Annotated in this window: 18 protein-coding genes; 6 read left to right on the forward strand and 12 right to left on the reverse strand. The window is 63.7% G+C overall.

Annotated elements, in window-relative coordinates:
- Positions 1-394 precede the first annotated feature (394 nt).
- The 4 genes from purH to htpX form a co-directional block, all read right to left on the reverse strand.
- Positions 395-2,011, reverse strand: coding sequence for a bifunctional phosphoribosylaminoimidazolecarboxamide formyltransferase/IMP cyclohydrolase (gene purH / locus EN845_RS29130; RefSeq protein ID WP_127873361.1), 1,617 nt, complete (start codon positions 2,009-2,011; stop codon positions 395-397).
- A gap of 105 nt (positions 2,012-2,116) precedes the next feature.
- Positions 2,117-3,841 carry a heparinase II/III family protein gene (locus EN845_RS29135; protein ID WP_127873362.1) on the reverse strand — a complete coding sequence of 575 codons (1,725 nt, stop codon included), beginning with the start codon at positions 3,839-3,841 and terminating at the stop codon, positions 2,117-2,119.
- A 147-nt stretch (positions 3,842-3,988) separates the two neighbouring features.
- Positions 3,989-5,377 carry an RsmB/NOP family class I SAM-dependent RNA methyltransferase gene (locus EN845_RS29140; protein WP_167531537.1) on the reverse strand — a complete coding sequence of 463 codons (1,389 nt, stop codon included), beginning with the start codon at positions 5,375-5,377 and terminating at the stop codon, positions 3,989-3,991.
- A complete protein-coding gene (gene htpX / locus EN845_RS29145; RefSeq protein ID WP_127873364.1) occupies positions 5,374-6,393 on the reverse strand; it encodes a zinc metalloprotease HtpX in 1,020 nt (339 codons plus the stop codon). The genes EN845_RS29140 and htpX overlap by 4 nt, the downstream gene beginning before the upstream one ends.
- Positions 6,394-6,498: 105 nt before the next feature.
- Here htpX and EN845_RS29150 point away from each other — a divergent pair, with 105 nt between their 5' ends.
- Positions 6,499-6,717, forward strand: a complete 219-nt coding sequence (locus EN845_RS29150; RefSeq protein ID WP_127873365.1) for a DUF1674 domain-containing protein — start codon at positions 6,499-6,501, stop codon at positions 6,715-6,717.
- Between the two features lie 60 nt (positions 6,718-6,777).
- On the opposite strand, the gene EN845_RS29155 is transcribed toward EN845_RS29150, so the two are convergent.
- Positions 6,778-7,443 (reverse strand): HAD-IA family hydrolase, encoded by a 666-nt coding sequence (locus tag EN845_RS29155; RefSeq protein WP_127277741.1) that lies wholly within the window; start codon positions 7,441-7,443, stop codon positions 6,778-6,780.
- 165 nt (positions 7,444-7,608) lie between these two features.
- Here EN845_RS29155 and EN845_RS29160 point away from each other — a divergent pair, with 165 nt between their 5' ends.
- The 3 genes from EN845_RS29160 to EN845_RS29170 all read left to right on the forward strand — a co-directional run bounded on the left by EN845_RS29160 (position 7,609) and on the right by EN845_RS29170 (position 11,932).
- Positions 7,609-8,478 carry a transglutaminase family protein gene (locus EN845_RS29160; protein WP_127277740.1) on the forward strand — a complete coding sequence of 290 codons (870 nt, stop codon included), beginning with the start codon at positions 7,609-7,611 and terminating at the stop codon, positions 8,476-8,478.
- 345 nt (positions 8,479-8,823) lie between these two features.
- A complete protein-coding gene (locus EN845_RS29165) occupies positions 8,824-10,302 on the forward strand; it encodes a pilus assembly protein (RefSeq protein WP_127873366.1) in 1,479 nt (492 codons plus the stop codon).
- A gap of 361 nt (positions 10,303-10,663) precedes the next feature.
- Positions 10,664-11,932 carry a cyclopropane-fatty-acyl-phospholipid synthase family protein gene (locus EN845_RS29170; protein ID WP_127873367.1) on the forward strand — a complete coding sequence of 423 codons (1,269 nt, stop codon included), beginning with the start codon at positions 10,664-10,666 and terminating at the stop codon, positions 11,930-11,932.
- 22 nt (positions 11,933-11,954) lie between these two features.
- Here EN845_RS29170 and EN845_RS29175 read toward each other — a convergent pair whose 3' ends face one another.
- The 3 genes from EN845_RS29175 to acs form a co-directional block, all read right to left on the reverse strand.
- A complete protein-coding gene (locus tag EN845_RS29175) occupies positions 11,955-12,773 on the reverse strand; it encodes a sugar phosphate isomerase/epimerase family protein (protein WP_127873368.1) in 819 nt (272 codons plus the stop codon).
- Positions 12,774-12,929: 156 nt separating this feature from the next.
- On the reverse strand, positions 12,930-13,676 hold the full coding sequence (locus EN845_RS29180; RefSeq protein WP_127873369.1) for an MOSC domain-containing protein: 747 nt from the start codon (positions 13,674-13,676) through the stop codon (positions 12,930-12,932).
- 7 nt (positions 13,677-13,683) lie between these two features.
- A complete protein-coding gene (gene acs, locus EN845_RS29185; protein ID WP_127873370.1) occupies positions 13,684-15,639 on the reverse strand; it encodes an acetate--CoA ligase in 1,956 nt (651 codons plus the stop codon).
- 306 nt (positions 15,640-15,945) lie between these two features.
- Here acs and EN845_RS29190 point away from each other — a divergent pair, with 306 nt between their 5' ends.
- Positions 15,946-16,218 carry an usg protein gene (locus EN845_RS29190; protein ID WP_023784217.1) on the forward strand — a complete coding sequence of 91 codons (273 nt, stop codon included), beginning with the start codon at positions 15,946-15,948 and terminating at the stop codon, positions 16,216-16,218.
- Positions 16,219-16,464: 246 nt separating this feature from the next.
- Here the strand turns inward: EN845_RS29190 and EN845_RS29195 are convergent, their stop codons facing one another.
- A complete protein-coding gene (locus EN845_RS29195; protein ID WP_127277734.1) occupies positions 16,465-17,499 on the reverse strand; it encodes an aldo/keto reductase in 1,035 nt (344 codons plus the stop codon).
- A 55-nt stretch (positions 17,500-17,554) separates the two neighbouring features.
- On the reverse strand, positions 17,555-18,736 hold the full coding sequence (locus tag EN845_RS29200; RefSeq protein ID WP_127277733.1) for an MFS transporter: 1,182 nt from the start codon (positions 18,734-18,736) through the stop codon (positions 17,555-17,557).
- A 137-nt stretch (positions 18,737-18,873) separates the two neighbouring features.
- Here EN845_RS29200 and EN845_RS29205 point away from each other — a divergent pair, with 137 nt between their 5' ends.
- Complete coding sequence (locus tag EN845_RS29205) at positions 18,874-19,779, forward strand: LysR family transcriptional regulator (protein WP_127873371.1); 906 nt, start codon at positions 18,874-18,876, stop codon at positions 19,777-19,779.
- 56 nt (positions 19,780-19,835) lie between these two features.
- Here EN845_RS29205 and EN845_RS29210 read toward each other — a convergent pair whose 3' ends face one another.
- Both EN845_RS29210 and EN845_RS29215 read right to left on the reverse strand, forming a co-directional pair.
- Positions 19,836-20,885 (reverse strand): aldo/keto reductase, encoded by a 1,050-nt coding sequence (locus EN845_RS29210; RefSeq protein WP_127873372.1) that lies wholly within the window; start codon positions 20,883-20,885, stop codon positions 19,836-19,838.
- Positions 20,886-20,986: 101 nt separating this feature from the next.
- Positions 20,987-21,649: a YggS family pyridoxal phosphate-dependent enzyme gene (locus EN845_RS29215; protein WP_127873373.1), complete on the reverse strand. Its 663-nt coding sequence runs from the start codon at positions 21,647-21,649 to the stop codon at positions 20,987-20,989.
- Positions 21,650-21,786 lie beyond the last annotated feature (137 nt).

The raw sequence follows: 21,786 nt of genomic DNA on the forward strand, positions 1-21,786 counted from the left end.
GCTCACGAAGATCGTTTGAAAGCGCTCGCGTCATCAGATGCTGGCCTCCAATCCAGCCAGCATCTTGAATCACAAACCAGCTGCTTTGGGAATCCTACGATTCTCTCAAAACAGGAACCGCTCTAGATGCAGACCTTACGGCCGAACTTAATATTCATGCGAAGAACATCAAGCGCCTTCGTGACCTAAACGAACATAAACTGGAATACTTTACGGGAGGTGGGCGGCGGCCAGCCATCTGGAATCACGAAGAAGATGGCGGTATCGCTGATGCAAGTTCAACGATCGACACGCGCATTGGAAACCTGCTGGACTGGCGGGTGATAGCACGGATCGCCGCAGATCTGAATGAGGCTCTTCCCTAATCGCTTCGCATGGATGGCCATGCACCGCCTCAGTGCCGGAAGTGCCTAACTCCGGTAAGCACCATCGCAATGCCATGTTCATCCGCGGCGGCGATGACGTCGTCGTCGCGCATCGAACCGCCCGGCTGGATCACGGCCGTGGCACCGGCCTCGATGGCCGACAGCAGGCCGTCGGCGAAGGGGAAGAAGGCGTCCGAAGCGACCACCGAGCCCCTGGTCAGCGGCTCGGTCACCCCGGCGGCCTCCGCCGCGTCGAGCGCCTTGCGGGCGGCGATGCGTGAGGAATCGACGCGGCTCATCTGGCCGGCGCCGATGCCGACAGTGGCGCCGTCCCTGGCATAGACGATGGCGTTCGACTTGACGTGCTTGGCGACGCGGAAGGCGAATTTGAGGTCGGCCATTTCCGCTGGCGTCGGCGCGCGCTTCGTCACCACCCTCAGTTCGAGGTCGTCGACCACGGCGTTGTCTCGGCCCTGGACGAGCAGGCCGCCGGCGACGGACTTGACCGTCGTGCCTGCTGTACGCGGATCGGGCAGGCCGCCGGTGACCAGCAGGCGCAAATTCTTCTTGGCGGCGATGATTGCCGCGGCCTCGTCGGTGGCGTCGGGCGCGATGATCACCTCGGTGAAGGTTTTCACGATTTCCTGCGCCGCCTCGGCGTCGAGGGTGCGGTTCAAGGCGACGATGCCGCCGAAGGCCGAGACCGGGTCGCAGGCGAGCGCCTTGGCGTAGGCCGCCTTCAGCGACGCGCCCTCTGCGACGCCGCAGGGATTGGCGTGCTTGATGATGGCGACGGCGGCCGAGCGGTTGGGGTCGAACTCGCCGGCCAGTTCGAAGGCGGCGTCGGTGTCGTTGATGTTGTTGTAGGATAGCTGCTTGCCTTGCAGCTGCCGCGCCGTGGCGACGCCCGGCCGCTTGTCGCCATTGACATAGAAGCCGGCGCGCTGATGCGGGTTCTCGCCATAGCGCATGACTTCGGCCAGCCTGCCGCCGAAGGCGCGCCAGGTCGGATGCTCGATCTCCAGCGCCTCGGCGAACCAGCCCGAGATCGCCGCGTCATAGGTGGCGGTGCGGGCGAAGGCCTTGGCCGCCAGCTTCTTGCGGAAATCCAGCGACAGCGAGCCGATGTTCATCTCCAGCGCGTTGAGCACCGCAGCGTAGTCGCCGGGATCGGTGACGATGGCGACGTAGGCATGGTTCTTGGCCGAGGCGCGGATCATCGCCGGGCCGCCAATGTCGATATTCTCGACAATCGCCGCGTAGTCGGCGCCGGAGCGGCGGACTTCCTCGAAGGGATAAAGATTGGAGACGACGAGATCGATCGGCTCGATGCCATATTTGCGCATCGCCAATGCATGCTCGGGATCATCGCGCACGCCTAGCAGCGCGCCGTGCACCGACGGGTGCAGCGTCTTGACGCGGCCGTCCATGATCTCGGGAAAGCCGGTGAGCTCGGAGACGTCGCGTACCACCATGCCGGCCTCGGCGATCGCTTTTGCCGTGCCGCCAGTGGAGACCAGCTCGACGCCGGCCGCGGCCAGCGCCCTGGCAAAGTCGAGCATGCCGGTCTTGTCGAAGACAGACAGCAGCGCGCGGCGGACCGGAACGAGGTCGGGGGCGGGAATGTTCTTGGCAGGAACGGCCATGGGCTGGCGGCCTTTCAAGTCTGGAGGAGCAAGCCCGCGCCGTAGCACATGAGGCCCGGAAATCAAGCGTTCGCTTTTTCACGGCATGCCATTGCCGCCGCAAGCTCAGTTGTTTTCGGGATAACCGGTGATCTTTGTCCGCGTCAGCTGCCAATGGACTTCGGCAATTTCGGACGCCCTGAAAGCGAGCACGATCTGGCGGCTGCGGCGTGGACCGCCCAGACCGGCGAAATAGATCGATTCCTCCACCTCGGGCATCACTTCGCTGGAGGTGAACACCCAGGTGTCGGCCTGATCGGCGGTCAGGATCAGCCGCTCCTGTTCGTCCTGCAGCAGATTGATGTCCGGATGGATGTGAAAACGCACGGTGATGAAATCGCGGCCGTTGTTGCGGACCGCGGCGTTGCCGGGCCGATGGAACCGGTCCCGGCCCACCAGCACATTGCCGTCCGAGGAGAGTTTCAGTTCACGCTCATGCAGGAAGCCGAAACGCTGGAGATAGCCATCATGACGGGCGATGAAGCCGTGGACGCCCTTCTGGTCGATGCGTTTGCACTGCACTTGCTGCGGGCCGCCGATCAACGGCGAACCCAACTGGTCGTTGACCCGCAGCGCATGGGTGAAACGCGCCGAAGACGTGTCGTTGATGGTGGCTGTCGAATGCGCCGCGGTGGCACGGGCCAGCGGTCGGAACTCGGCGGCGCCGTAGGTGTCGATGCCGGCATTGACGATGTAATGCTGGCGGCCCGACGACAGTTCGAAGGCGAGGCAGCCGGCGTGGGCTGCATTGGACACGTCGACCGGTGGCGGCAGGCCGGTATCGGCGATGACCGTGGTGCCACCGATCGCCAGCCGCTCATAGCCCGAATGCGGCGCATGCAGCAGCGGCGAGCCGGCGGTGTCGTCGTGGCGCAGGATGGTGGCGATGCGGTCATGGATGGTGGCGCCCATGCCGTTGAAGCGGGCGAGGCTGCCATCCTGATGGCGGAAGAAGCGCAGCGCCGGCAGCATGCGGTCGATGGCGCCGATCAGCGCCTGCGGCGGCGCTTCGGCCTGGTTGGCATAGGTCTGCCGCAGCGGCAGAAGGTCGGCGAGGATTTCCAGCACCACCATCGGATTGCGCGAGACATGGCCGCCGTCGGCAAGAATCTGGCGATTGAGTTCTTCGGCGAGGTTGCGGGTGGCGCCGCGCAGCGCCGAGGCCGGCGCCGGCAGGGACAGTGCGGCGAATGCCAGCGCGATGCGAGCGCGCAGCCGGTCCTTGCCGTCGGGCATTTCGCGCGCCATGGACTTGAGATAGCGGATCTGCATCGCCAGCGATTTCAGGAAGGCCCGGTAGAAGGGAAATTCGGCGCCCTGCAGCACGACGGAAGAATGCTGCAGCCAGGCGATGATGCGTTTGGCCGTCGTGCCTGGCTCCCAGGCAATGCCCGAAATATGGCTGCCATGCATGGTGATCCAGTCGGAAACGAGCGCGCGGGCGTTTGCCGCGGCCAGCTCCGTGCCGGCGGCGCGCATGTGGCGCAGCCAGCGAAAGCCATGCAGGGTCTTCTGCCAACCGTGATTGGCGACATTGATCTGGAAAGGGGATTTGCCGCCGGTCTCGACCAGATGGCCAGACAGGGGATAGCGGCCGTAATAGATCTCAAGTGCGATCTGCGGATCGGCGAGGCGCAGGTCAGGCGGCGCGATCAGGACGCGTTCGGGCGTGCGGCCGGAATAGCGCCAGCGATAAACCGGCCCGGCACGCAGGCGCCGGCGCGTCTTGCGCCAGAACTCCTTCGCGACCAGCGTCCACAGACGCGTCGTGTTGCCGGCAGCAAGTGCCAAAAGCCCTCCTGGTCGTCCTCTACCCCGGCACAAGTTTACATGATTGAACGTAGCGTGCGAAGGCGAATTCCTGGCAACGGGTCCAGTTAACCCGGTCTTAACCCTGACTTGCCCTAAAAAAGTCAACAAATCCGGGCGGTTACACGCTTAGCCGGCGCGGCGCATACGCGCGGCGAAGAAGCCGTCCAGACCGGAGCGCTCCGGCGCGCCGAGGTCGAGATCGGCGGGCGTGGTGCGCAGCGTGCCTTGCTGCGTCAGGAACGAATCGATGCCGGCGATCTCGCCCTGATGCAGCGGATCGTCAATGACCGTAGCCGCGTCCTTGAGGAAGGAACGATGCAGTTCTTCACCTTCGAGCAGGTCGAGCGAACAATTGGAAAAGACGATCCGGCCGCCGGGCCTGACCAGCGTGACGGCGCGGGCGAGCAGCCTGCGCTGCAGGTCGGCGAGTTTTTCGACGTCCGCCGCCGTCTTGGTCCACGGCACGTCGGGGTGCCGCCGCACCGTGCCGGTCGAGGAACATGGTGCGTCGAGAAGCACGGCGTCGAACAACGCCGCCGGCTCGTATTTGAGCAGGTCGGCCTGGACGATTTCGGCGGACAGTCCGAGGCGGTCGAGGTTCTGCTCCAGCCGCGCAAGCCGGTTCTTCGAGGTATCGACGGCGGTGACCCTGGCGCCGGCCAGGATCAGCTGAGCTGTCTTGCCGCCGGGCGCGGCGCAGAGATCGGCGATGCGCAATCCGCCGACATCGCCGAACAGTCTTGCCGGCAAGCTGGCGGCCGCATCCTGGACCCACCAGGCGCCTTCGGCGAAGCCAGGCAGTTCGGTGACAGGGCCGGCAAGCTTCTCCACGCGCACCGTGCCGGTTGGCAGGACTATGCCGCCGAGCTTTTCGGCCCAGAGTTCGGCATCGGCCTTGACCGAGAAGTCGACCGGCGCCTCGTGGCGATGGGCGGCCAGGATCTGCCCAGCCTTCTCGGCGCCATAGGCCGCCTTCAGCCGGTCGGAAAACCATTTCGGCGCTTCGTCGGTGGTGGCAAGCACTGCCGGAAGTTCGGCCTCCTTGGCGCGCGCGAGCGTGCGCAGCACGCCGTTGACCAGGCCGGAAAAACGCTGCGTGCGAGGGTCGGACTTGGCGTGCGTCACGGCGAGGTCGACGGCCGCGCTGTCGGGAATGTCGAGGAACAGGATCTGGGCCGCCGCCACATGCAGTATGTGCGACAAGGCGGTCGCGTTGGGCGGCAGCGGCTTTTCCAGGCGCCGCGCCAGCAATCCCGATATGGTCATGCGGTAACGCAGCGCGGTGACCAGTATGGCGCGCACCAGGGCACGGTCGCGCAAATCGAGCGCCTTGTATTGCGGATGGCCGTTCTCGTGGTCAGTCAGGCCATCAAGCGGCGTGCGGGCGTCGATGACGGCGGCCAGCAGCCGCGCCGCCGCCTTGCGCGCGGCAATGCCGGCAACGAACTCGCCGCCGGCATTGTGTTCCTGATCGCCTGAAACCGTGCGTCGAGGTGCTCTGCCCGCCACGCTCACGACCACCGGCCCTTGGGTCCGGTCGGGTTGCGGCCCCACGGATTGGATTTCGGGCTGGCCGGTTCGGCCTGTTGTTCCGGTTCGGCCGGCTTGCCCCACGGTCCGGCCGCCTGCGGCTCGTCCGCCCGCGGCGGCGTCTGTGCCTGGCGCTGCGTGGCCCGCGCAGCGCCATCGCCCATTTGCCGCGCCATCGCCTGCAGCGCGGCGATGCGGTTGTCGGTGCTCGGATGGGTGGAGAACAGACTGTCCATGCGCTCGCCATGCAGGGGGTTGATGATGAAGAGATGCGCCATTGCCGGATTGCGCTCGGCGTCGGGGTTGGGAATGCGTTCGGCCCCGCGGGCGATCTTGTCAAGCGCGGAGGCCAGCCACAGCGGGTGTCCACAGATTTCCGCGCCGCGCCTGTCGGCCTCATATTCGCGGGTGCGGCTGACCGCCATCTGCACGATCATGGCCGCGAAGGGCGCCACGATCATCGCCGCCAGCACGCCGACAAAGCCGAACGGATTGTTTTCGCGGTTGCCGCCGAGGAAAAAGGCGAAATTGCCGAGCATCGAGATGGCACCGGCAAAGGTGGCGACAATGGTCATGGTCAGCGTGTCGCGGTGCTGGACGTGGGCGAGCTCATGCGCCATCACGGCGGCGACCTCTTCATGGGTCAGCCGCTGCAACAGGCCGGTCGAGGCGGCCACCGCCGCGTTCTGCGGGTTGCGGCCGGTGGCAAAGGCATTCGGCTGCGGATTGTCGATCAGATAGGTTTTCGGCATCGGCAGCCCGGCCTGCTTGGCCAGTGCCTGGACGATGGCGTAATATTCCGGCGCGTTCTTCTCGTCGACCTCGACGGCGCGGTTCATCGACAGCACCATCTTGTCGGCGTTCCAATAGCTGAACAGATTGGTACCGGCGGCGACCACCAGCGCGACCATCATGCCGCCCGAGCCGCCGATCAAAAAGCCGACGCCCATGAACAGCGCCGTCATGGCGGCGAGAAGCATGGCGGTGCGAATGGTGTTCATCGTCTGCTCCTGTCGCGATGGTGGTGAAAAAGGGTCGATCCTTGCGAGGTCATCGCTATATGATGGGAAACGCCTGTTCCTGTTTCAATCCGCGGGAAATATCGCATGAACGACGAAACCAGTAAAACGCCCGCCGCCGATGGCAATGCGCCGCGGAAAGATTTGACGCCAGCCGCCCGCCGGGCGCTGGCGGAAGCCGACGCACGACGCACCGACTATCTCGCGCAGGAAGCCGCCCTGCCGAAAGAGATCGGTGGCCGTGGCGGCAAGGAGCCCGGCCGCTATGGCGACTGGGAGATCAAAGGCCTGACCAGCGACTTTTAGAGTGTGTCGATATTCAGCTGAGGCCGGCCGGCGTATCTCGCCATAGCTGGTGCGCCCAGACTAAGCGGCACTGCGCTGGGGCTCGAGCGCCAGCCAGCCTTGCTCGTCGACCGTGAGGCCGACCATATCATAGGCCGATATCGCGGCATGCGGGGTCTGCAGCGCGTGCTGGTGCGTGGCGTTGATCACCATGACCGAAGCGCCCGCCGCCTCGGCCGCCGCAATGCCGGCCGGCGCATCCTCGAACACCAGACAATCGCGCGCGTCGAAGCCAAGCCGTCTCGCGCCGAGCTGGAAGCAATCGGGCGCCGGCTTGCCGCGGGAAACATCCTCCGCCGCGACGAGGACCGCTGGGACAGGAATGCCGGCGACCTTCATGCGTGCAAGCGCCAGCGAGCGTGGCGCCGAGGTTACGATCGCCCAGCGCTCCGGTGGCAGCGAATTGAGGAACGCAACGGCGCCGGCGATCTGGAGAATGCCATCCAGATCGGCCGCTTCCGCCTTCAGGAGCAGGTCGGCTTCGTGCGTCGGATCGACGCCCGGGAGCGCCAGGGCGGTGATGGTCTCGATCGCCCGCACGCCATGGATGGTCGGCAGGAAGGCGGCGACGTCGAGGCCGTGCCGTCGTGCCCAATCACTCCATACCCGCTCCGCCGAGGCGATGGAATTGATGAGCGTGCCGTCCATGTCAAAGAGAAAGGCGGCGAATTTCTTGCCTGGGTACATGATTTTCCTTGGATTGCGGGGTGTGCCTTGGGGAAGAGCGCAACCGTATCTTCCAGGCGCCGGCATGGAAAGGCGCGAAAACGCCTTTTCGGACGGTCCAGGGAACCACCATCCCCCAACCGCGTTTCAGCCACACTATCTCCATGACCATCGAAGGGGGACGCGATGCTGATACGGCTCGGCTACGAAATCGCCATTGAATGCACAGAGCCGACGCCGGTGATTTCGCTGCTCGAGATTCACCGGGACAGGCAGGCCGATATCAAGCGGCAGACGCGGGTGCTGACGTCGCCTTCGGTGCCGACTCGGCTCTACCATGACCTGCACGGCAATGCCTGCCGCCGCTTCACTGCCCCCGCCGGCGGCTTTCGCATCCTCTACGACGCGGTGATCGAGGACAGCGGCGAGACGGACGAGATCAATACGCTGGCCAGGGAAATGCCGGTCGCCGAATTGCCCGACGAGGTGCTCGGCTATCTCCTCGGCAGTCGCTATTGCGAGACAGATCATTTGAGCAATCTCGCCTGGCAGCTTTTCGGCCATCTTCCCTCCGGCTGGGCGCGCGTACAGGCAATCGTCGATTATGTCCACAACCGGCTGTCTTTCGGCTACGGCTATGCGCGTTCGACTCGCACCGCCGCGCAGGCGCACGAGGAACGTGTCGGAGTGTGCCGCGACTTCGCCCATCTGGCGATCACGCTTTGCCGTTGCATGAACATTCCGGCGCGCTACGTGAACGGCTATCTCGGCGACATCGGCGTGCCGGCCGATCCGGCGCCGATGGATTTCTCAGCCTGGATGGAAGCATTCCTCGACGGCAAGTGGTACACGTTCGATCCGCGCCATAACCGGCCCAGGATTGGTCGCGTCGTCATCGCGCGCGGCCGCGATGCCACCGACGTTCCCTTGCTGCACAGTTTCGGCCCGCACCGGCTTACCTTGTTCAAGGTATGGACCTACGAGCAGGAAGGCAGGCTGTTCAATCCACCCCACCACGGTATCGACAGGACGGCCAGCGCACAGATGCTGGCCTAGGCATGTCGATATTCGGATGAGGCGGCCTGCGATTGCCTCACCTGAATCTCAACACAGCTGTCCTGGTACAGTTGACCCGTTGCGGCACAGAGACGCTGTTCCGCAACAAGACGTCGCCGCACACCCCACGAGGTCTTTGGTCTCGCATGGTAAGCGTCCGGTAAACGCGCGCGCGAATACAGTCCGACGTTTACCGGTCATTCACCTTCCTGCGCTGTGAAATCCAACAAAAACAATGTTCTGCTGGCGAACTCCTGGTCTGCGGTCCGATCGCCGCGTCATTCGGCTGGAATCCTGCACTGCCCTGTCCGCGGCGACGAGGCCGAGGCAAGCGGAGGCTGTTGGATGCGGAATTACGGGGGTCTTGTTCACGCGGTCGGCGGGTTGGCCAGGGATCGCGGTGGAAATTTCGCGGTCCTGTTCGGCTTTGCCGCCTCGGTCTTGGCGCTGGTCGCGGGCTTTTCGGTCAATGTGACCCAGCTCTACAATGCCAAATCGAGCCTGCAGGGCGTGGTCGATGCGGCTGTAACATCGACGGCGCGTGACCTGACCACCGGTGCCATCAAGGAAGCCGACGCCAACAAATCCGTGCAGGCTTTTCTGGAAGCCAACAGCACGGCGGGCATGCTGCACGCCGGCCAGATCGTGCTCGACAAGCTGATCGTCGACAGGACCGCCAATACGGTCCAGGCGGATGCCCACGTCGATGTCGGCCTCTATTTCCCGTTGTTCAGCACCGGTGCCATACAGCGCGTCGGCGCTTCCACCACAGCGCTCTATTCCGACAAGCAGATAGAGGTGGCCATGATGCTCGACATAACGGGATCGATGGCCAAACGGGGCAACGTCAACAAGATCGGCGACCTGAAAGCAGCTGCGCGAAATGCCGTCCAGACGATGCTCGAGAACCAGGACTCGAAGAACCCCCGCGTTCGTGTCGCGATTGTGCCTTATGCATCTGGCGTGAACGCCGGCAAACTGGCGGAGAACGTCTATGCCGAAAAGCAAGGGAGTTCTGAACTGCCACCCGTCGCCGGCAGTTCGCTTCTGGTTGCCAAGACGGGCAAAAATCTGCTGCCGTCCTTCAGCGACTACATCTCCATTGTTGGTGCGGCCATGCCGCGCCCGGATAATTGCGCTACGGAGCGCAAGAACAAAAACGGCGACGCGGATTTGAGCGCCGACGGCCCAGACACTGTTCGCACAGACAGGAACGGCAAGAAATATTATGCCCTGGTCAATCGGGATGATCATCTCGGCGGCGAAGGAATGAACAGGTGTCCTGACGCGCAAGTGATCCCGCTGACCGCGGATTCCGATGCATTGCTTGATTCGATCGACGACTTCCGGGCCGGTGGTTATACAGCCGGCGCAATCGCCATTCAGTGGACCTATTATATGCTGTCGCCGCAATGGCGCAGCGCGATCAAGAATGCCGGCCTCGGCAACGGCGCTTCGAATGCCAATGGAAAGAAGATTGCCAAGGTCGCAATCCTGATGACCGATGGCCAGTTCAATACGGCCTTCGCGGGTGCCGCCGGGAGCTACAACGGCCAGGCTAACCTTGCGCGCGGCAATGCTGAAACGCTGTGCGGCAACATGAAAAATGACGGCATCGAGATTTTCACCATCGGCTTCGACCTGAACGATAAGGACATGTCGGCAACCGAGCGGGACCAGGCAAAGGCGGTGCTAAAGGATTGTTCGTCGAAAGACTCCTCCGCCACCGAGAAACATTATTTCGAGGTGTCCACCGGAAGTGAATTGGACGATGCCTTTCAGGAAATCATCCGCAACACCGAAAAGGTCATACTGACCCAATAATCCGCGAAACGGAAAAGGCCGCCGCTTCTTTCGAAGCCGGCGGCCTTCCGTGTTTCCGTCCATGGCGCGGCTCAATGGCGGTGACGTTCACGTCACCCGCCGCGCATCTCGCGCCTTAACGGGAAGACTGCTTCCCGAAAGTGCAATCCGCTGAGGCCACGTTCTGGAAAACGAAATCACTCGACATCGGATCACCTCCTTTCAGTTCGTTGAACACACCTTCATGATGGGGTGCGTTGCAGCAAATGACAAGTGCCCTGCTGAAAAAGGCGTCCTTGCCGGAAGATGGCGCCGCATGCTCCGGCTTGCGATCCAGGTCTTAAACGGACAAGATTGAGCCATCGACCGCGGGGGGAAGGACATGGACGCCACCGAAAGAGCGGCGCGCATCGTTAGAACGGTAGTCGAGGCGGTGAAACCCAGCTTCGCGGTCAGGCTGTGGACAGGTGAGCGGATCGGCCCTGCCACCGGCCCCGTGCTGATCATCAACGACCACGACATTGTCTGGCAGATCGTTCGCCGACCGTCCCTGTCGACCCTTATCGAGATGTGGATTTCCAAGGCAGTCGACATCGAAGACGGATCGCTGTTCGATTTCTATGCCCTGCCTTCGACGGGCAAGCTGCGGCCGAAGCTGAAGACTTTGCCGAAACGGGCGCTTCTGCGTGACTTGCCGGCGGTGTTGTTTTCGAGAAAGCAGATGACGTCGCGGGTAGATCTCGCCGGTCGCAACCCGTTCGTCAGCGGCTCCAGCAAGGAGGCGATCCAGCATCACTATGATATCTCGAATGCCTTCTATGGGCTCTTTCTCGACGAGCGCATGGTCTATAGCTGCGGGTATTTCCAGGATTTCGCAAACGGCATCGACGAGGCGCAGGTCGACAAGCTCGACCATATCTGCCGCAAGCTTCGGCTGAAACCCGGTGAAAGATTGCTCGATATCGGCTGCGGCTGGGGCGCGATGCTGATCCACGCCGCGAAAAATTATGGTGTCGTCGGACACGGCGTTTCGCTGTCGCAAGCCCAGACCTCGCTAGCCCGCGAGCGCATTCGCGCCGAGGGTCTGGAGGACAAGATCACCATCGAGATAAAGTCCTACGCGGAGCTGACCGGCACCTTCGACAAGATATCGTCCATCGGTATGTTCGAACATCTAGGCTTGGCAAACCATGCCGTCTACTTCTCCGCCGTCCATCGCCTGCTGAAACCGGGCGGCATCTATCTGCATCACGCCATCACAAGGCGCAGCAAGGGCGACATCAAGAAGACCCTGCGCAAGGGGCCGGAATACAAGGCGCTGATCAAATACATCTTCCCGGGGGGCGAGCTGGACACGATCGGCATGACGCTCGGCAATCTCGAAGCACACGGCTTCCTCGTCTACGATGTGGAGAATTTGCGCGAGCACTATGCCCGCACCTGCAGGCTGTGGGCCGAGCGTCTGCAGGCGCGGTTCGGCGAGGCGATCGCCGAGGTCGGCGAAGCCAAGGCGCGGCTGTGGCTGCTTTACCTGAGCGGCTGCTCCATCACCTTCGAACGCGCCTCGGCGCAGATATTCCAGACCGTAGCCACAAAGCGCGCGCGGGGGCCTAGTGGCTTGCCCCCGACGCGGGCGGATTTGTACCGGTAGCGCGGCGCCCCCAGTTCGGGCCTTATTCGGCGATGCCGAGCGAGGCGATATAGGCCGCCGAAGCCGGTATCTTGGATTTGTCCCTGATCTCGATGATGAGGCGCGGATTGCTTTCGAGCCTGGCGAGCGCGGCAAAGACCGAACGCCATTGGATCGTACCTTCGCCGAGGCTCCAATGACGATCGGCGTAGCCGTCGGCATCCTGCAGATGGACATGTTGCAGGCGGTTGCCGGCGGCGTGCACAAAGTAGTCCACCGGCGGAGCGCCGGTCGAGCCATGGGCATAGTAGGCGTGACCGGTGTCGATGGAGACCGCGACCGCGGGCGACTTGAAGCTGTCGGCCAAGGCCACGCGGATGTGCGGATCCTTGTCCTCGATGTTTTCGAGCACCATGGTGCAGCCGATGTCTTCGGCCCGCTTGACGGCGTCGCGCAGTGTCAGGTGGCAGTACTCGGTGATTTTTTCGCGCTCGCCGGGATTGTTGTCGAGGTTGTTGTAGGACCAGGTCGTGTAGGGGCTGTGGACGACCATGTGCGTCGCACCGACGGAGGCGCAGACTTCGAGACCTTGCAGCAGACGTTTGCTGACGACGCTGCGGATATCGGGGTCCTGCGAGGCGATGGTGAAGCCCCAGAAAGGTCCGTGAATCCCGAGCCGCCCCTTGTGGCCGTCGAGAAGCTTTCTGGCGCGGGCGGCGAGCGGTGCCCAGTCGCCGTTAAGAACTCTGGCCTCGGCGAAGCTTTGCAATTCGAGGTCACGCTGCTTTTCGAAAAGCCAGTCGCGGTGGATCTCAAGGTCGTCCAGGGCCATGGCAGCGCCAAGGATGGGCAAGGAAGTCATAGGCACTCCGATTGGTGGGATCTGAAATTGGTGGACGACGGAAGCGACAAGGCGAGCCGCGCCAGCTGTATGGCGCGGTTTTCTGTCACGCGTATTACAGGCAGCGTGAAGAGGGCGCGCCACATCTCCATCGCACCAGGGCGGCGCGCTACGGGGCTATGCCGCCACGAAACGCATCGGCGCACCGATATCGACACGGCCGGGTTGGTCGACGGTGCAATAGACGCCGAGATTGTGGGCGTTGTAGCGCACCAGATTGCGCAGGATGCCGGGATCGTTGTCGAAACCGTCCTGGGCGATGATGGTGAAGCCGCAGCGGCGGCACGGCTCGGAGATGGTCAAGACGAGGTCGCCGATGGCTAGCTTGCGGCCGATCCATTCGGTTTCGGGAAACGAGCCGTCGACTGGAGCCATGTCGACGACGATGTTGGGACGAAAGCGGCGCGGATCGGCGGCACCATCGGGATGCAGTGCCTTCAGCCGCGCCAGCGAGGCCGTGGTCAGGAGATGGATCGGCGCCTTCTTGTAGCGCGCCTGCGTCAGCGGGCCGGCATAGGCGGGCGGGGCGTTCTCGCGGCCGAACGGGCGAATCGAGGCGGCAAAGCCAAGATAGTTCGACACCGCGCGGTCGCATTCGGGGCCTGGCGCGCTGAGCCAGTCGCCGCCGGGAACGGCGATTTCCAGGACGCGATCATGGCTCAACCGGGTCCTGATGCGCGGCACCTTGTGCCACTTGGCGTCACGATCGGGCCGGGCGATCTCGTTGTCCGACGTATCGACGAGGCCGAACATACGGTCGCCCTCGATACTGTCGGTGCCGACCGCGATCGCCTCCAGCCGCTCGCCGGCGAGCGAACTCGCCGGATAGCGCCAGAGTTCGGCAACGCAGCCGATCGCGGCCATAGCCGCGTCAGCCCTTCTTGTTCTGCCGGTTGGCGACGAGGTCGTCGACCACGGCCGGATCGGCAAGCGTCGAGGTGTCGCCAAGGGCGCCGAAATCGTCCTCGGCGATCTTGCGCAGGATGCGGCGCATGATCTTGCCCGAGCGGGTCTTGGGCAGGCCGGGCGCGAACTGGATCTTGTCGGGCGTGGCGATGGCGCCGATCTCCTTGCGGACATGGGCGACAAGTTCCTTGCGCAGATCTTCGGTCGCTTCGACGCCCCTCATCAAGGTGACGTAGCTGTAGATGCCCTGGCCCTTGATATCATGGGGATAGCCGACGACTGCGGCTTCCGAGACTTTCTCATGGCTGACCAGCGCCGATTCGACCTCGGCGGTACCCATGCGGTGGCCGGAGACGTTGATGACGTCGTCGACGCGGCCGGTGATCCAGTAATAGCCGTCCGCATCGCGGCGGCACCCGTCGCCGGTGAAATACTTGCCCTTGTAGGTCGAGAAATAGGTCTGCACGAAGCGGTCGTGATCGCCATAGACGGTGCGCATCTGGCCCGGCCAGGAATCGGTGATGCAGAGATTGCCGTCGGCCGCACCCTCCACCACCTTGCCCTCGCCGTCGACCAGCTGCGGCTTGACGCCGAAGAAGGGCCGCGTCGCCGAACCCGGCTTGAGGTCGGTGGCGCCGGGCAGCGGCGTGATCAGGATGCCGCCGGTTTCGGTCTGCCACCATGTGTCGACGATCGGCACCTTGCCGTCGCCGACGACGTTGAAATACCACTCCCAGGCTTCCGGGTTGATCGGCTCGCCGACGGAGCCCAGCACACGCAGCGACTTGCGCGACGTCTTCTTCACCGGGTCGTTGCCGGCGCCCATCAGCGCGCGCAGCGCCGTGGGCGCGGTGTAGAAGATGTTGACCTTGTGCTTGTCGATGACCTCCCAGAAGCGTGACTGCGAGGGGTAGTTCGGCACACCTTCGAACATCAGCGTGGTGGCGCCGTTGGCGAGTGGCCCGTAGACGATGTAGCTGTGGCCGGTCACCCAGCCGACATCGGCGGTGCACCAGTAGATGTCGCCGTCATGATAGTCGAAGACATATTGGTGCGTCATCGACACATAGACGAGATAGCCGGCGGTGGTGTGCAGCACGCCTTTCGGCTTGCCGGTCGAGCCCGACGTGTAGAGGATGAACAGCGGATCTTCCGCCTTCATCTTCTCCGGCTTGCACTCGGACTTCACCGTCGCGACTTCGTCGTGATACCAGACATCGCGGCCCGGCGCCCAGCCGATCTTGGCGCCCGTGCGGCGCACGACCACGACGTTCTTGACCATGACGTGGTGCTTGGCGGCGATGTCGATCGCCTTGTCGGTGTTGTCCTTGAGAGGAATGGGTTTTCCTCCACGCAGGCCTTCATCCGATGTGATGACGAAGGTCGATTCGCAGTCGACGATGCGGCCGGCAAGCGCATCCGGCGAAAAGCCGCCGAAGACGACCGAATGGATGGCGCCGATACGCGTGCAGGCCAGCATCGCGTAGGCCGCCTCCGGGATCATCGGCATGTAGATGGTGACGCGGTCGCCTTTCTTGACGCCGTGCTTCTTCATCACATTGGCGAGCCGGCAGACATGCTCGTAGAGCTCGCTGTAGGTGATTTTCTTGTCGTCGTAAGGGTTGTCGCCTTCCCAGATGATGGCGGTCTGGTCACCGCGCTTCTTCAGGTGGCGGTCGATGCAATTGTACGAGACATTGGTCTGGCCATCCTCGAACCACTTGATGGAGACCTTGCCGTCGAAGGAGGTGTTCTTAACCTTGGAGAAGGGCTTGAACCAGTCGATGCGCTTGCCGTGCTTGCCCCAGAACTTGTCCGGGTTTTTCACGCTGTCGGCATACCATTTTAGGTAGGTGTCATTGTCGATCAGGGCGTTCTTCTTCCACGCCGGCTTGACGCGATGGACATGAACCTCGGACATTTCTTGGCTTTCCTCCCGAACCAATCCGCCAGCTTGAAACGCCTGCGGGATCGCGGCGACGCAGCCGCGAATTCGGCGGCATTATTACCAGTTCCGCCGCGACGGCAACATTAGACGTTGGATTCGCGCGGCGGGATGCCGCAGGGGCGCTTTTCGAGACTGTCAGCACTCGAAACAGTTCGCTGCTAACTGCATGTTTTTGCGGGAAAAGTTCGTTTTGCGATCAAGAAAAATCAATAGACAGTTAAGTAACGGCGCGCACAATTGGTGCCTGGGAGGAAAGGAGAATCAACCTTGGGGACCGCAATGCGCGACCATCTTGAAATGGACCTGATGCTCAAAGGCTACGGCCTGACAACGGCCAAGATTCTTTATCATTTCCCCGACCACCCGCATCTCCTGCAGAGCTTCGTCTGGCAGGACTACGACATCGCTCCGAAGTTTCCGGTGCTGATCCGGTTCATCGAATTCTGGAAAGCCAAGCTGGATGGGCCGCTGCATTCGGTGGTCTATACGCACCAGAAGCTGATCGCCCCGAATGAATGGCGCAAGGTGGATGGAGAGTTCGTCCTGCACTGAGAGCAGTGGCGCATCCGGCTCGCTTGCGCTGGCGGCTAGCGGAAACGCCCATCTCTTTCGTCATCCACGGGCGGAGCAAGGAGCGAAGCGACGCGGCGCAGACCCGAGGATCCATGCCGCGACTCTGAAGCGTCGCGACGGTCCAGAATTCTGCACCGCCGCGCTCTACGATCAAGGTCACGGAATGGATCCTCGGGTCTTCGCGGCTGCTCCGCCCGTGGATGACGACGTTGAGGGCCTCGCCCCTCACACCGCCGGCGGGTTCAGCCGGGCAAAGCCTTCCTGCCGCCGATAGGGGAAGTACGGGTAGGGCGCGGTGACCTCGCTTGCCGCGTCCAGCTTCTTGACCTGCTCCGGCGTCAGCGTCCAACCGACGGCGCCGAGGTTCTGGCGCAGTTGCTCCTCGTTGCGGGCGCCGATGATAACAGATGAAACGGTCGGGCGCTGCAGCAGCCAGTTGATGGCGATTTGCGGAACCGTCTTGCCGGTCTCCTCAGCCACCGCGTCAAGCGCCTCCATGACCCTGTAGAGATGTTCGTCCTCGACCGGCGGGCCGAAGCTCGCGGTCTCGTGCAGGCGGCTCTTTTCCGGCAAGGGCTGGCCACGGCGGATCTTGCCGGTCAGGCGGCCCCAGCCGAGCGGACTCCACACCAACGCGCCGACGCCCTGGTCGAGGCCGAGCGGCATCAGCTCCCATTCATAGTCGCGGCCGAGCAGCGAATAGTAGACCTGGTGCGCGACATAGCGTGGGTAGCCGTGCGTCTGCGCCAAGCCGAGCGACTTCATCACTTGCCAGCCGGAGAAGTTGGAAACACCGACATAACGCAGCTTGCCCGAGCGAACGAGGCCGTCCAGCGTCGCCAGAACTTCCTCGATCGGCGTCCCGGCATCGAAGGCGTGCAGCTGCAGCAGGTCGATATAGTCGGTGCCGAGACGCTTCAGCGCGGCATCGACCGACTTGATCAGCCGCGAGCGTGACGAGCCGTGGTCGGCCGGGCCGTCGCCCATCGGCAGCGCGGTCTTGGTCGAGATCAGAACGGCGTCGCGGCGGCCTTTTATCGCCTCGCCGAGCACCTCTTCCGAGGCGCCGTTCGAATAGACGTCGGCGGTGTCGAAGAGGTTGACGCCGGCCTCGAGGCAGATGTCGATAAGCCGCCGCGCTTCTTGCGCGTCGCTGTTGCCCCAGGCGCCGAACAGTGGGCCGGATCCGCCGAAGGTTCCGGCGCCGAATGAAAGCGCCGGGACTTTCAAACCCGATGCGCCGAGACGTCGATAGTCCATTTTCTTGCTCCTGGTGGTTTGTGAAGAAGTGAGGCGATTCGGATGTCGGCTGATGTCACAACCGGACGGAGGCGGGCGCGCCTGATGTGGCGCCGCGATCGAGGCGCAGCGCCAGTCCGGCCACGGCGAGTGCCGCGAGCGGCAGCAGGGCAGCGACCCAAGTGAGCGAACCCAGTCCAAGGCCATGGGCGATGACCGCGCCGCCAAGCCAGGCGCCGGCGGCATTGCCGAGATTGAAGGCGGCGATGTTGAACGATGAGGCCAGGCTTTGGCCGGCGCCTTGCGCCTTTTCCAGCACCCACATCTGCAGTGGCGCCACGGTGGCGAAGGCGGCCGCACCGAGCAGGCCGACATAGATCACGGCCATGACCTGGCTGTGGATGGCGAAGCTCATCGTGGCAAGCACCAGCGCCAGCACCACGAGACTGCCGAGCACCGCCGGCACCAGCCAGCGATCGGCGACCTTGCCGCCTGCGAGATTGCCGGCGATGAGGCCACCGCCGAAGACGAGCAGAATCGGCGACACGGCTGCTTCCCCGAAGCCGCTGATCTCGGTGAGCAACGGAGCGATGTAGGTGAAGACGGCGAAGACGCCGGCATAGCCGAGCACCGTAGTGGCGAGGCCGAGCAGGACGGGCGTTCGGCGCAGCACAGCGAGATCGGCGCGCAAGTCGCTCTTCTCCGGCGTCGCCTGGCCACGCGGCACCAGGGCCAGGATGACGGCGAAGGCCGCGAGGCCGACCGCGGTCACTGCCCAGAAGGTCGCGCGCCAGCCAAAAGCCTGGCCGAGCCAGGTGCCGAAAGGTACGCCGAGGATGTTGGCGATGGTCAGGCCGGTGAACATCAGCGCGATCGCCGAAGCCTTCCTGTTGGGCGCGACCAGACCAGTGGCGACCACCGAGCCAACGCCGAAGAAAGTGCCGTGGGCAAAGGCGGTGATGATGCGGGCACCCATCAGCGTCCAGTAATCGGGCGCCAGCGCACAGGCGAGGTTGCCAATCGTGAAGATCGCCATCAGCGCCAGCAGCACGGTTTTGCGCGGCCAGTTGCCGGTGGCGATGGTCAACAGGGGTGCACCGATGACGACACCGAGCGCATAACCCGAGATCAATTGGCCGGCGGCCGAGATCGACACACCAAGATCCTTACTGACATCGATGAGCAGGCCCATGATGACGAATTCGGTGACACCGATGCCAAAGGCACCGGCGGCGAGGGCGTAGAGAGCAAGAGGCATGGCGTTTCCACTTTGAAAGACGGGCCGTTCAGGCGATGAGCGCCTGTCCAACCCGCGCCCCGACCGGGAAGATCGTGTTGCCGAGTGCTGTGAACCAGACTTGATCAGGGCATATTTTCTGTGAAATAGATTCACAGATGGCCAGACCCGACATAAACCGTTCCGGCGAGATCGAAGTCTTCGTGCGCGTTGTCGAGGCAGGCAGCTTTTCCGCCGCGGCGCGCGCGCTGCGCATGACGCCGTCGGCCGTCAGCAAGCTGATCGCGCGGCTGGAAGCCCGGCTTGGCGCGCGGCTGGTCAGCCGCTCGACGCGCAAGCTGCTGCTGACGCCGGAAGGGGCGGCGTTTTATGAAAGCGGGCTACGCATCCTTGCCGACATGGCGGCGGCTGAGCGTGAGGCGGCCGCGGGCGCCGCGCCGCGCGGGCGGCTGCGCGTCAACACCTACGTGCCGTTCGGGGTGCACCGGCTGATCCCGCTGCTGCCGCGCTTCCTCGAACGCTATCCCGAAATCTCGGTCGATCTGGTGCTGACCGACAGTGTCATCGACCTGATGGCCGAACGCGCCGATGTAGCGATCCGGGCCGGGCCGCTCGGCGAATCACGGCTGGTGGCGCGCAAGCTCGGGCAGAGCCCGGTGGTCCTCGTTGCGGCCCCTTCCTACCTCGAGCCGCATGGCACGCCGCTGACGCCAGCCGATCTCGACACACACAACCGGATGGGCTTCGGCTTCGTCAGGCATATTGACGGCTGGCCGTTCCTCGACGCGCAGGGCAATGCCGTCATGATCCCGATCACCGGCAACGCGCTGGTCAGCGATGGCGAGGCAATGCGGCTGATGACGCTGGCCGGGGTAGGCATTTCCCGGCTGGCGCGCTGGCATGTGGCGGCCGATATCGCCGCCGGGCGGCTGGTGCCGCTGCTGGAGGATTTCAACCCGGGCGACGAGGAGGCGACGCACGCCGTCTATGTCGGCCAGGGCCGCCATCTGCCGGCACGGGTGCGGGCCTTTCTCGATTTCCTGGCCGAGACGGTTCGGCTGTAGTTGGAGCCGCGCGTCCATGGGATACGCGGCTTCGAAAAGGCCGGCTTTCCCGCAGGCTATGCCTTAGGGACGAAGGGCGCCGGACGCCGGCCGGCGCCCTGGCGCTCGACCATCCAGCCGGGATATTCGGCCGGCAAGGCGCTCACCTCATCCAGCCTGGCGAGATCGTCGGCATCGAGCTTGAGGCTGGTGGCGGCGAGGTTTTGTTCGAGCTGCTCCATGCGGCTGGCGCCGATTATCACGCTCATGACGAAAGGCTTGGCCAGGACATAGCCGAGCGCCACGGTGGCGACGCTGACATCATGCTTCCTGGCGACCTCGCGCATGGCGGCGACCGCTGCCCAGGCGCGCTCCTCGTTGACCGGCGGGAAGTTGAAGGACGCGCGGCGGCCCTCGCCATTGCCCGGCGCGCCAGGGCCGTATTTGCCGGACAGCAGGCCGCCGGCCATCGGCGACCACACCATCAGGCCGAGCTTCTCCTCGTTGATCAGCGGCACGATCTCGCGTTCGAGGTCGCGGCCGGCGATCGAATAATAGGACTGGATGGTCTCGAAGCCGGCAAAGCCCTTGCGGTCGGCGATGCCGAGCGCCTTGGCGATGCGCCAGGCCTGCCAGTTGGACACGCCGACATAGCGGACCTTGCCGCTGGAGACGAGATCGTCGAGTGCCCGCAGCGTTTCGTCGATCGGCGTTACCGCGTCGGTGCCGTGCAACTGATAGAGATCGATATGGTCGAGCTGCAGCCGTTCGAGGCTGGCATCGACCGAATCCATGATGTGGCCGCGCGAGGAGCCGCGCTGGTTCGGCCCGTCGCCGGTGGCGGCATGGACCTTGGTGGCGATGACCACGCTCGACCTGGCAATGCCGAGATCCCGGAGCGACTGGCCGAGCAGGCGTTCGGACTCGCCGAAGGAATAGACGTCCGCCGTGTCGAAGAAGTTGACACCGGCGGCAATCGAACGGCCGACGATCTCGTTGACGCCCTTCTGGTCGAGGCTGGCGATCAGGCCCCATTGGGCGTTCTGGCCGGCGGCGCCGAAGGTCATGGTGCCGAGGCAAAGTTCGGAAACGAAAAGCCCGGTATTTCCAAGCTGATTGTAGCGCATGGCGAAAGCTCCAGAGAAATGTGTGATGACACGAAACAAATAGGAACGGTACGTTTCGTTTCCAGTGCTGGTGCAGCGACCTCGTCGATCTGGCCCAACGGCTAGCGGCTGCCGAAGATGGCGGAGCCGACTCGTATGCTGGTGGCGCCAAAGGCGATCGCCGTTTCGTAATCGCCCGACATGCCCATCGACAGTCCGGCGACGCCGGCCTCCCGCGCCAGTTTTTCCAGCAAGGCGAAGTGCGGGCCGGGATTCTCGTCAGCCGGCGGGATGCACATCAGGCCTTCGATGGTGAGGCCGTGGACTTCCCGGCAGCGTTTGACGAAGGCGACCGCCTCGCGCGGTTCGATGCCGGCCTTTTGCGGTTCGGAACCGGTATTCACCTGGACATAGAGTTTTGGCGCCCGACCTTGCCGGACAATTTCCTTGGTGAGCTCGGCGGCGATCTTTTCGCGATCCACCGTTTCGATGACGTCGAACAGCGCTACCGCCTCCTTGGCCTTGTTCGACTGCAGCGGGCCGATCAGGTGCAATTCAATGTCGGGGAAAGCCTCCTTCAGGTCAGGCCATTTGCCTTGTGTTTCCTGGACGCGGTTCTCGCCGAAGACGCGCTGCCCGGCCTCGATCACGGGTTGGATATCGACGGCGTCGAAGGTCTTGGAGACCGCCACCAGCGTCACCGCGCCGGCTTCACGGCCAGCCTCCTGCTCGGCGGCGGCGATCCTCGCCTTGACCGCGAAAAACTGCTGAACGGTGTCGCCCATATGCAAATCCCGCTGTTTTGACCCGCGTTTTTGTCGGACGCGATGCCCATATGGTTGACGGGTTTGCCAAACCATGGTGAACACCCGGACCACATTTCGCGAACTGCCGGGCTCTTGCCCGCAGTCCGCATGCTTTT

It is taken from the genome of Mesorhizobium sp. M8A.F.Ca.ET.202.01.1.1, from assembly GCF_004791595.1.
Classification (GTDB): Bacteria; Pseudomonadota; Alphaproteobacteria; order Rhizobiales; family Rhizobiaceae; genus Mesorhizobium.

Coding starts and splice junctions, on each gene's coding strand:
- EN845_RS29175 (WP_127873368.1), bottom strand. CDS start 12,773: ATGACTTCCTTGCCCATCCTTGGCGCTGCCATGGCCCTGGACGACCTT.
- acs (WP_127873370.1), bottom strand. CDS start 15,639: ATGTCCGAGGTTCATGTCCATCGCGTCAAGCCGGCGTGGAAGAAGAAC.
- EN845_RS29205 (WP_127873371.1), top strand. CDS start 18,874: ATGGCCAGACCCGACATAAACCGTTCCGGCGAGATCGAAGTCTTCGTG.
- EN845_RS29155 (WP_127277741.1), bottom strand. CDS start 7,443: ATGTACCCAGGCAAGAAATTCGCCGCCTTTCTCTTTGACATGGACGGC.
- EN845_RS29170 (WP_127873367.1), top strand. CDS start 10,664: ATGGACGCCACCGAAAGAGCGGCGCGCATCGTTAGAACGGTAGTCGAG.
- EN845_RS29215 (WP_127873373.1), bottom strand. CDS start 21,649: ATGGGCGACACCGTTCAGCAGTTTTTCGCGGTCAAGGCGAGGATCGCC.
- purH (WP_127873361.1), bottom strand. CDS start 2,011: ATGGCCGTTCCTGCCAAGAACATTCCCGCCCCCGACCTCGTTCCGGTC.
- EN845_RS29195 (WP_127277734.1), bottom strand. CDS start 17,499: ATGGACTATCGACGTCTCGGCGCATCGGGTTTGAAAGTCCCGGCGCTT.
- EN845_RS29150 (WP_127873365.1), top strand. CDS start 6,499: ATGAACGACGAAACCAGTAAAACGCCCGCCGCCGATGGCAATGCGCCG.
- htpX (WP_127873364.1), bottom strand. CDS start 6,393: ATGAACACCATTCGCACCGCCATGCTTCTCGCCGCCATGACGGCGCTG.
- EN845_RS29160 (WP_127277740.1), top strand. CDS start 7,609: ATGCTGATACGGCTCGGCTACGAAATCGCCATTGAATGCACAGAGCCG.
- EN845_RS29165 (WP_127873366.1), top strand. CDS start 8,824: ATGCGGAATTACGGGGGTCTTGTTCACGCGGTCGGCGGGTTGGCCAGG.
- EN845_RS29200 (WP_127277733.1), bottom strand. CDS start 18,736: ATGCCTCTTGCTCTCTACGCCCTCGCCGCCGGTGCCTTTGGCATCGGT.
- EN845_RS29180 (WP_127873369.1), bottom strand. CDS start 13,676: ATGGCCGCGATCGGCTGCGTTGCCGAACTCTGGCGCTATCCGGCGAGT.
- EN845_RS29190 (WP_023784217.1), top strand. CDS start 15,946: ATGCGCGACCATCTTGAAATGGACCTGATGCTCAAAGGCTACGGCCTG.
- EN845_RS29210 (WP_127873372.1), bottom strand. CDS start 20,885: ATGCGCTACAATCAGCTTGGAAATACCGGGCTTTTCGTTTCCGAACTT.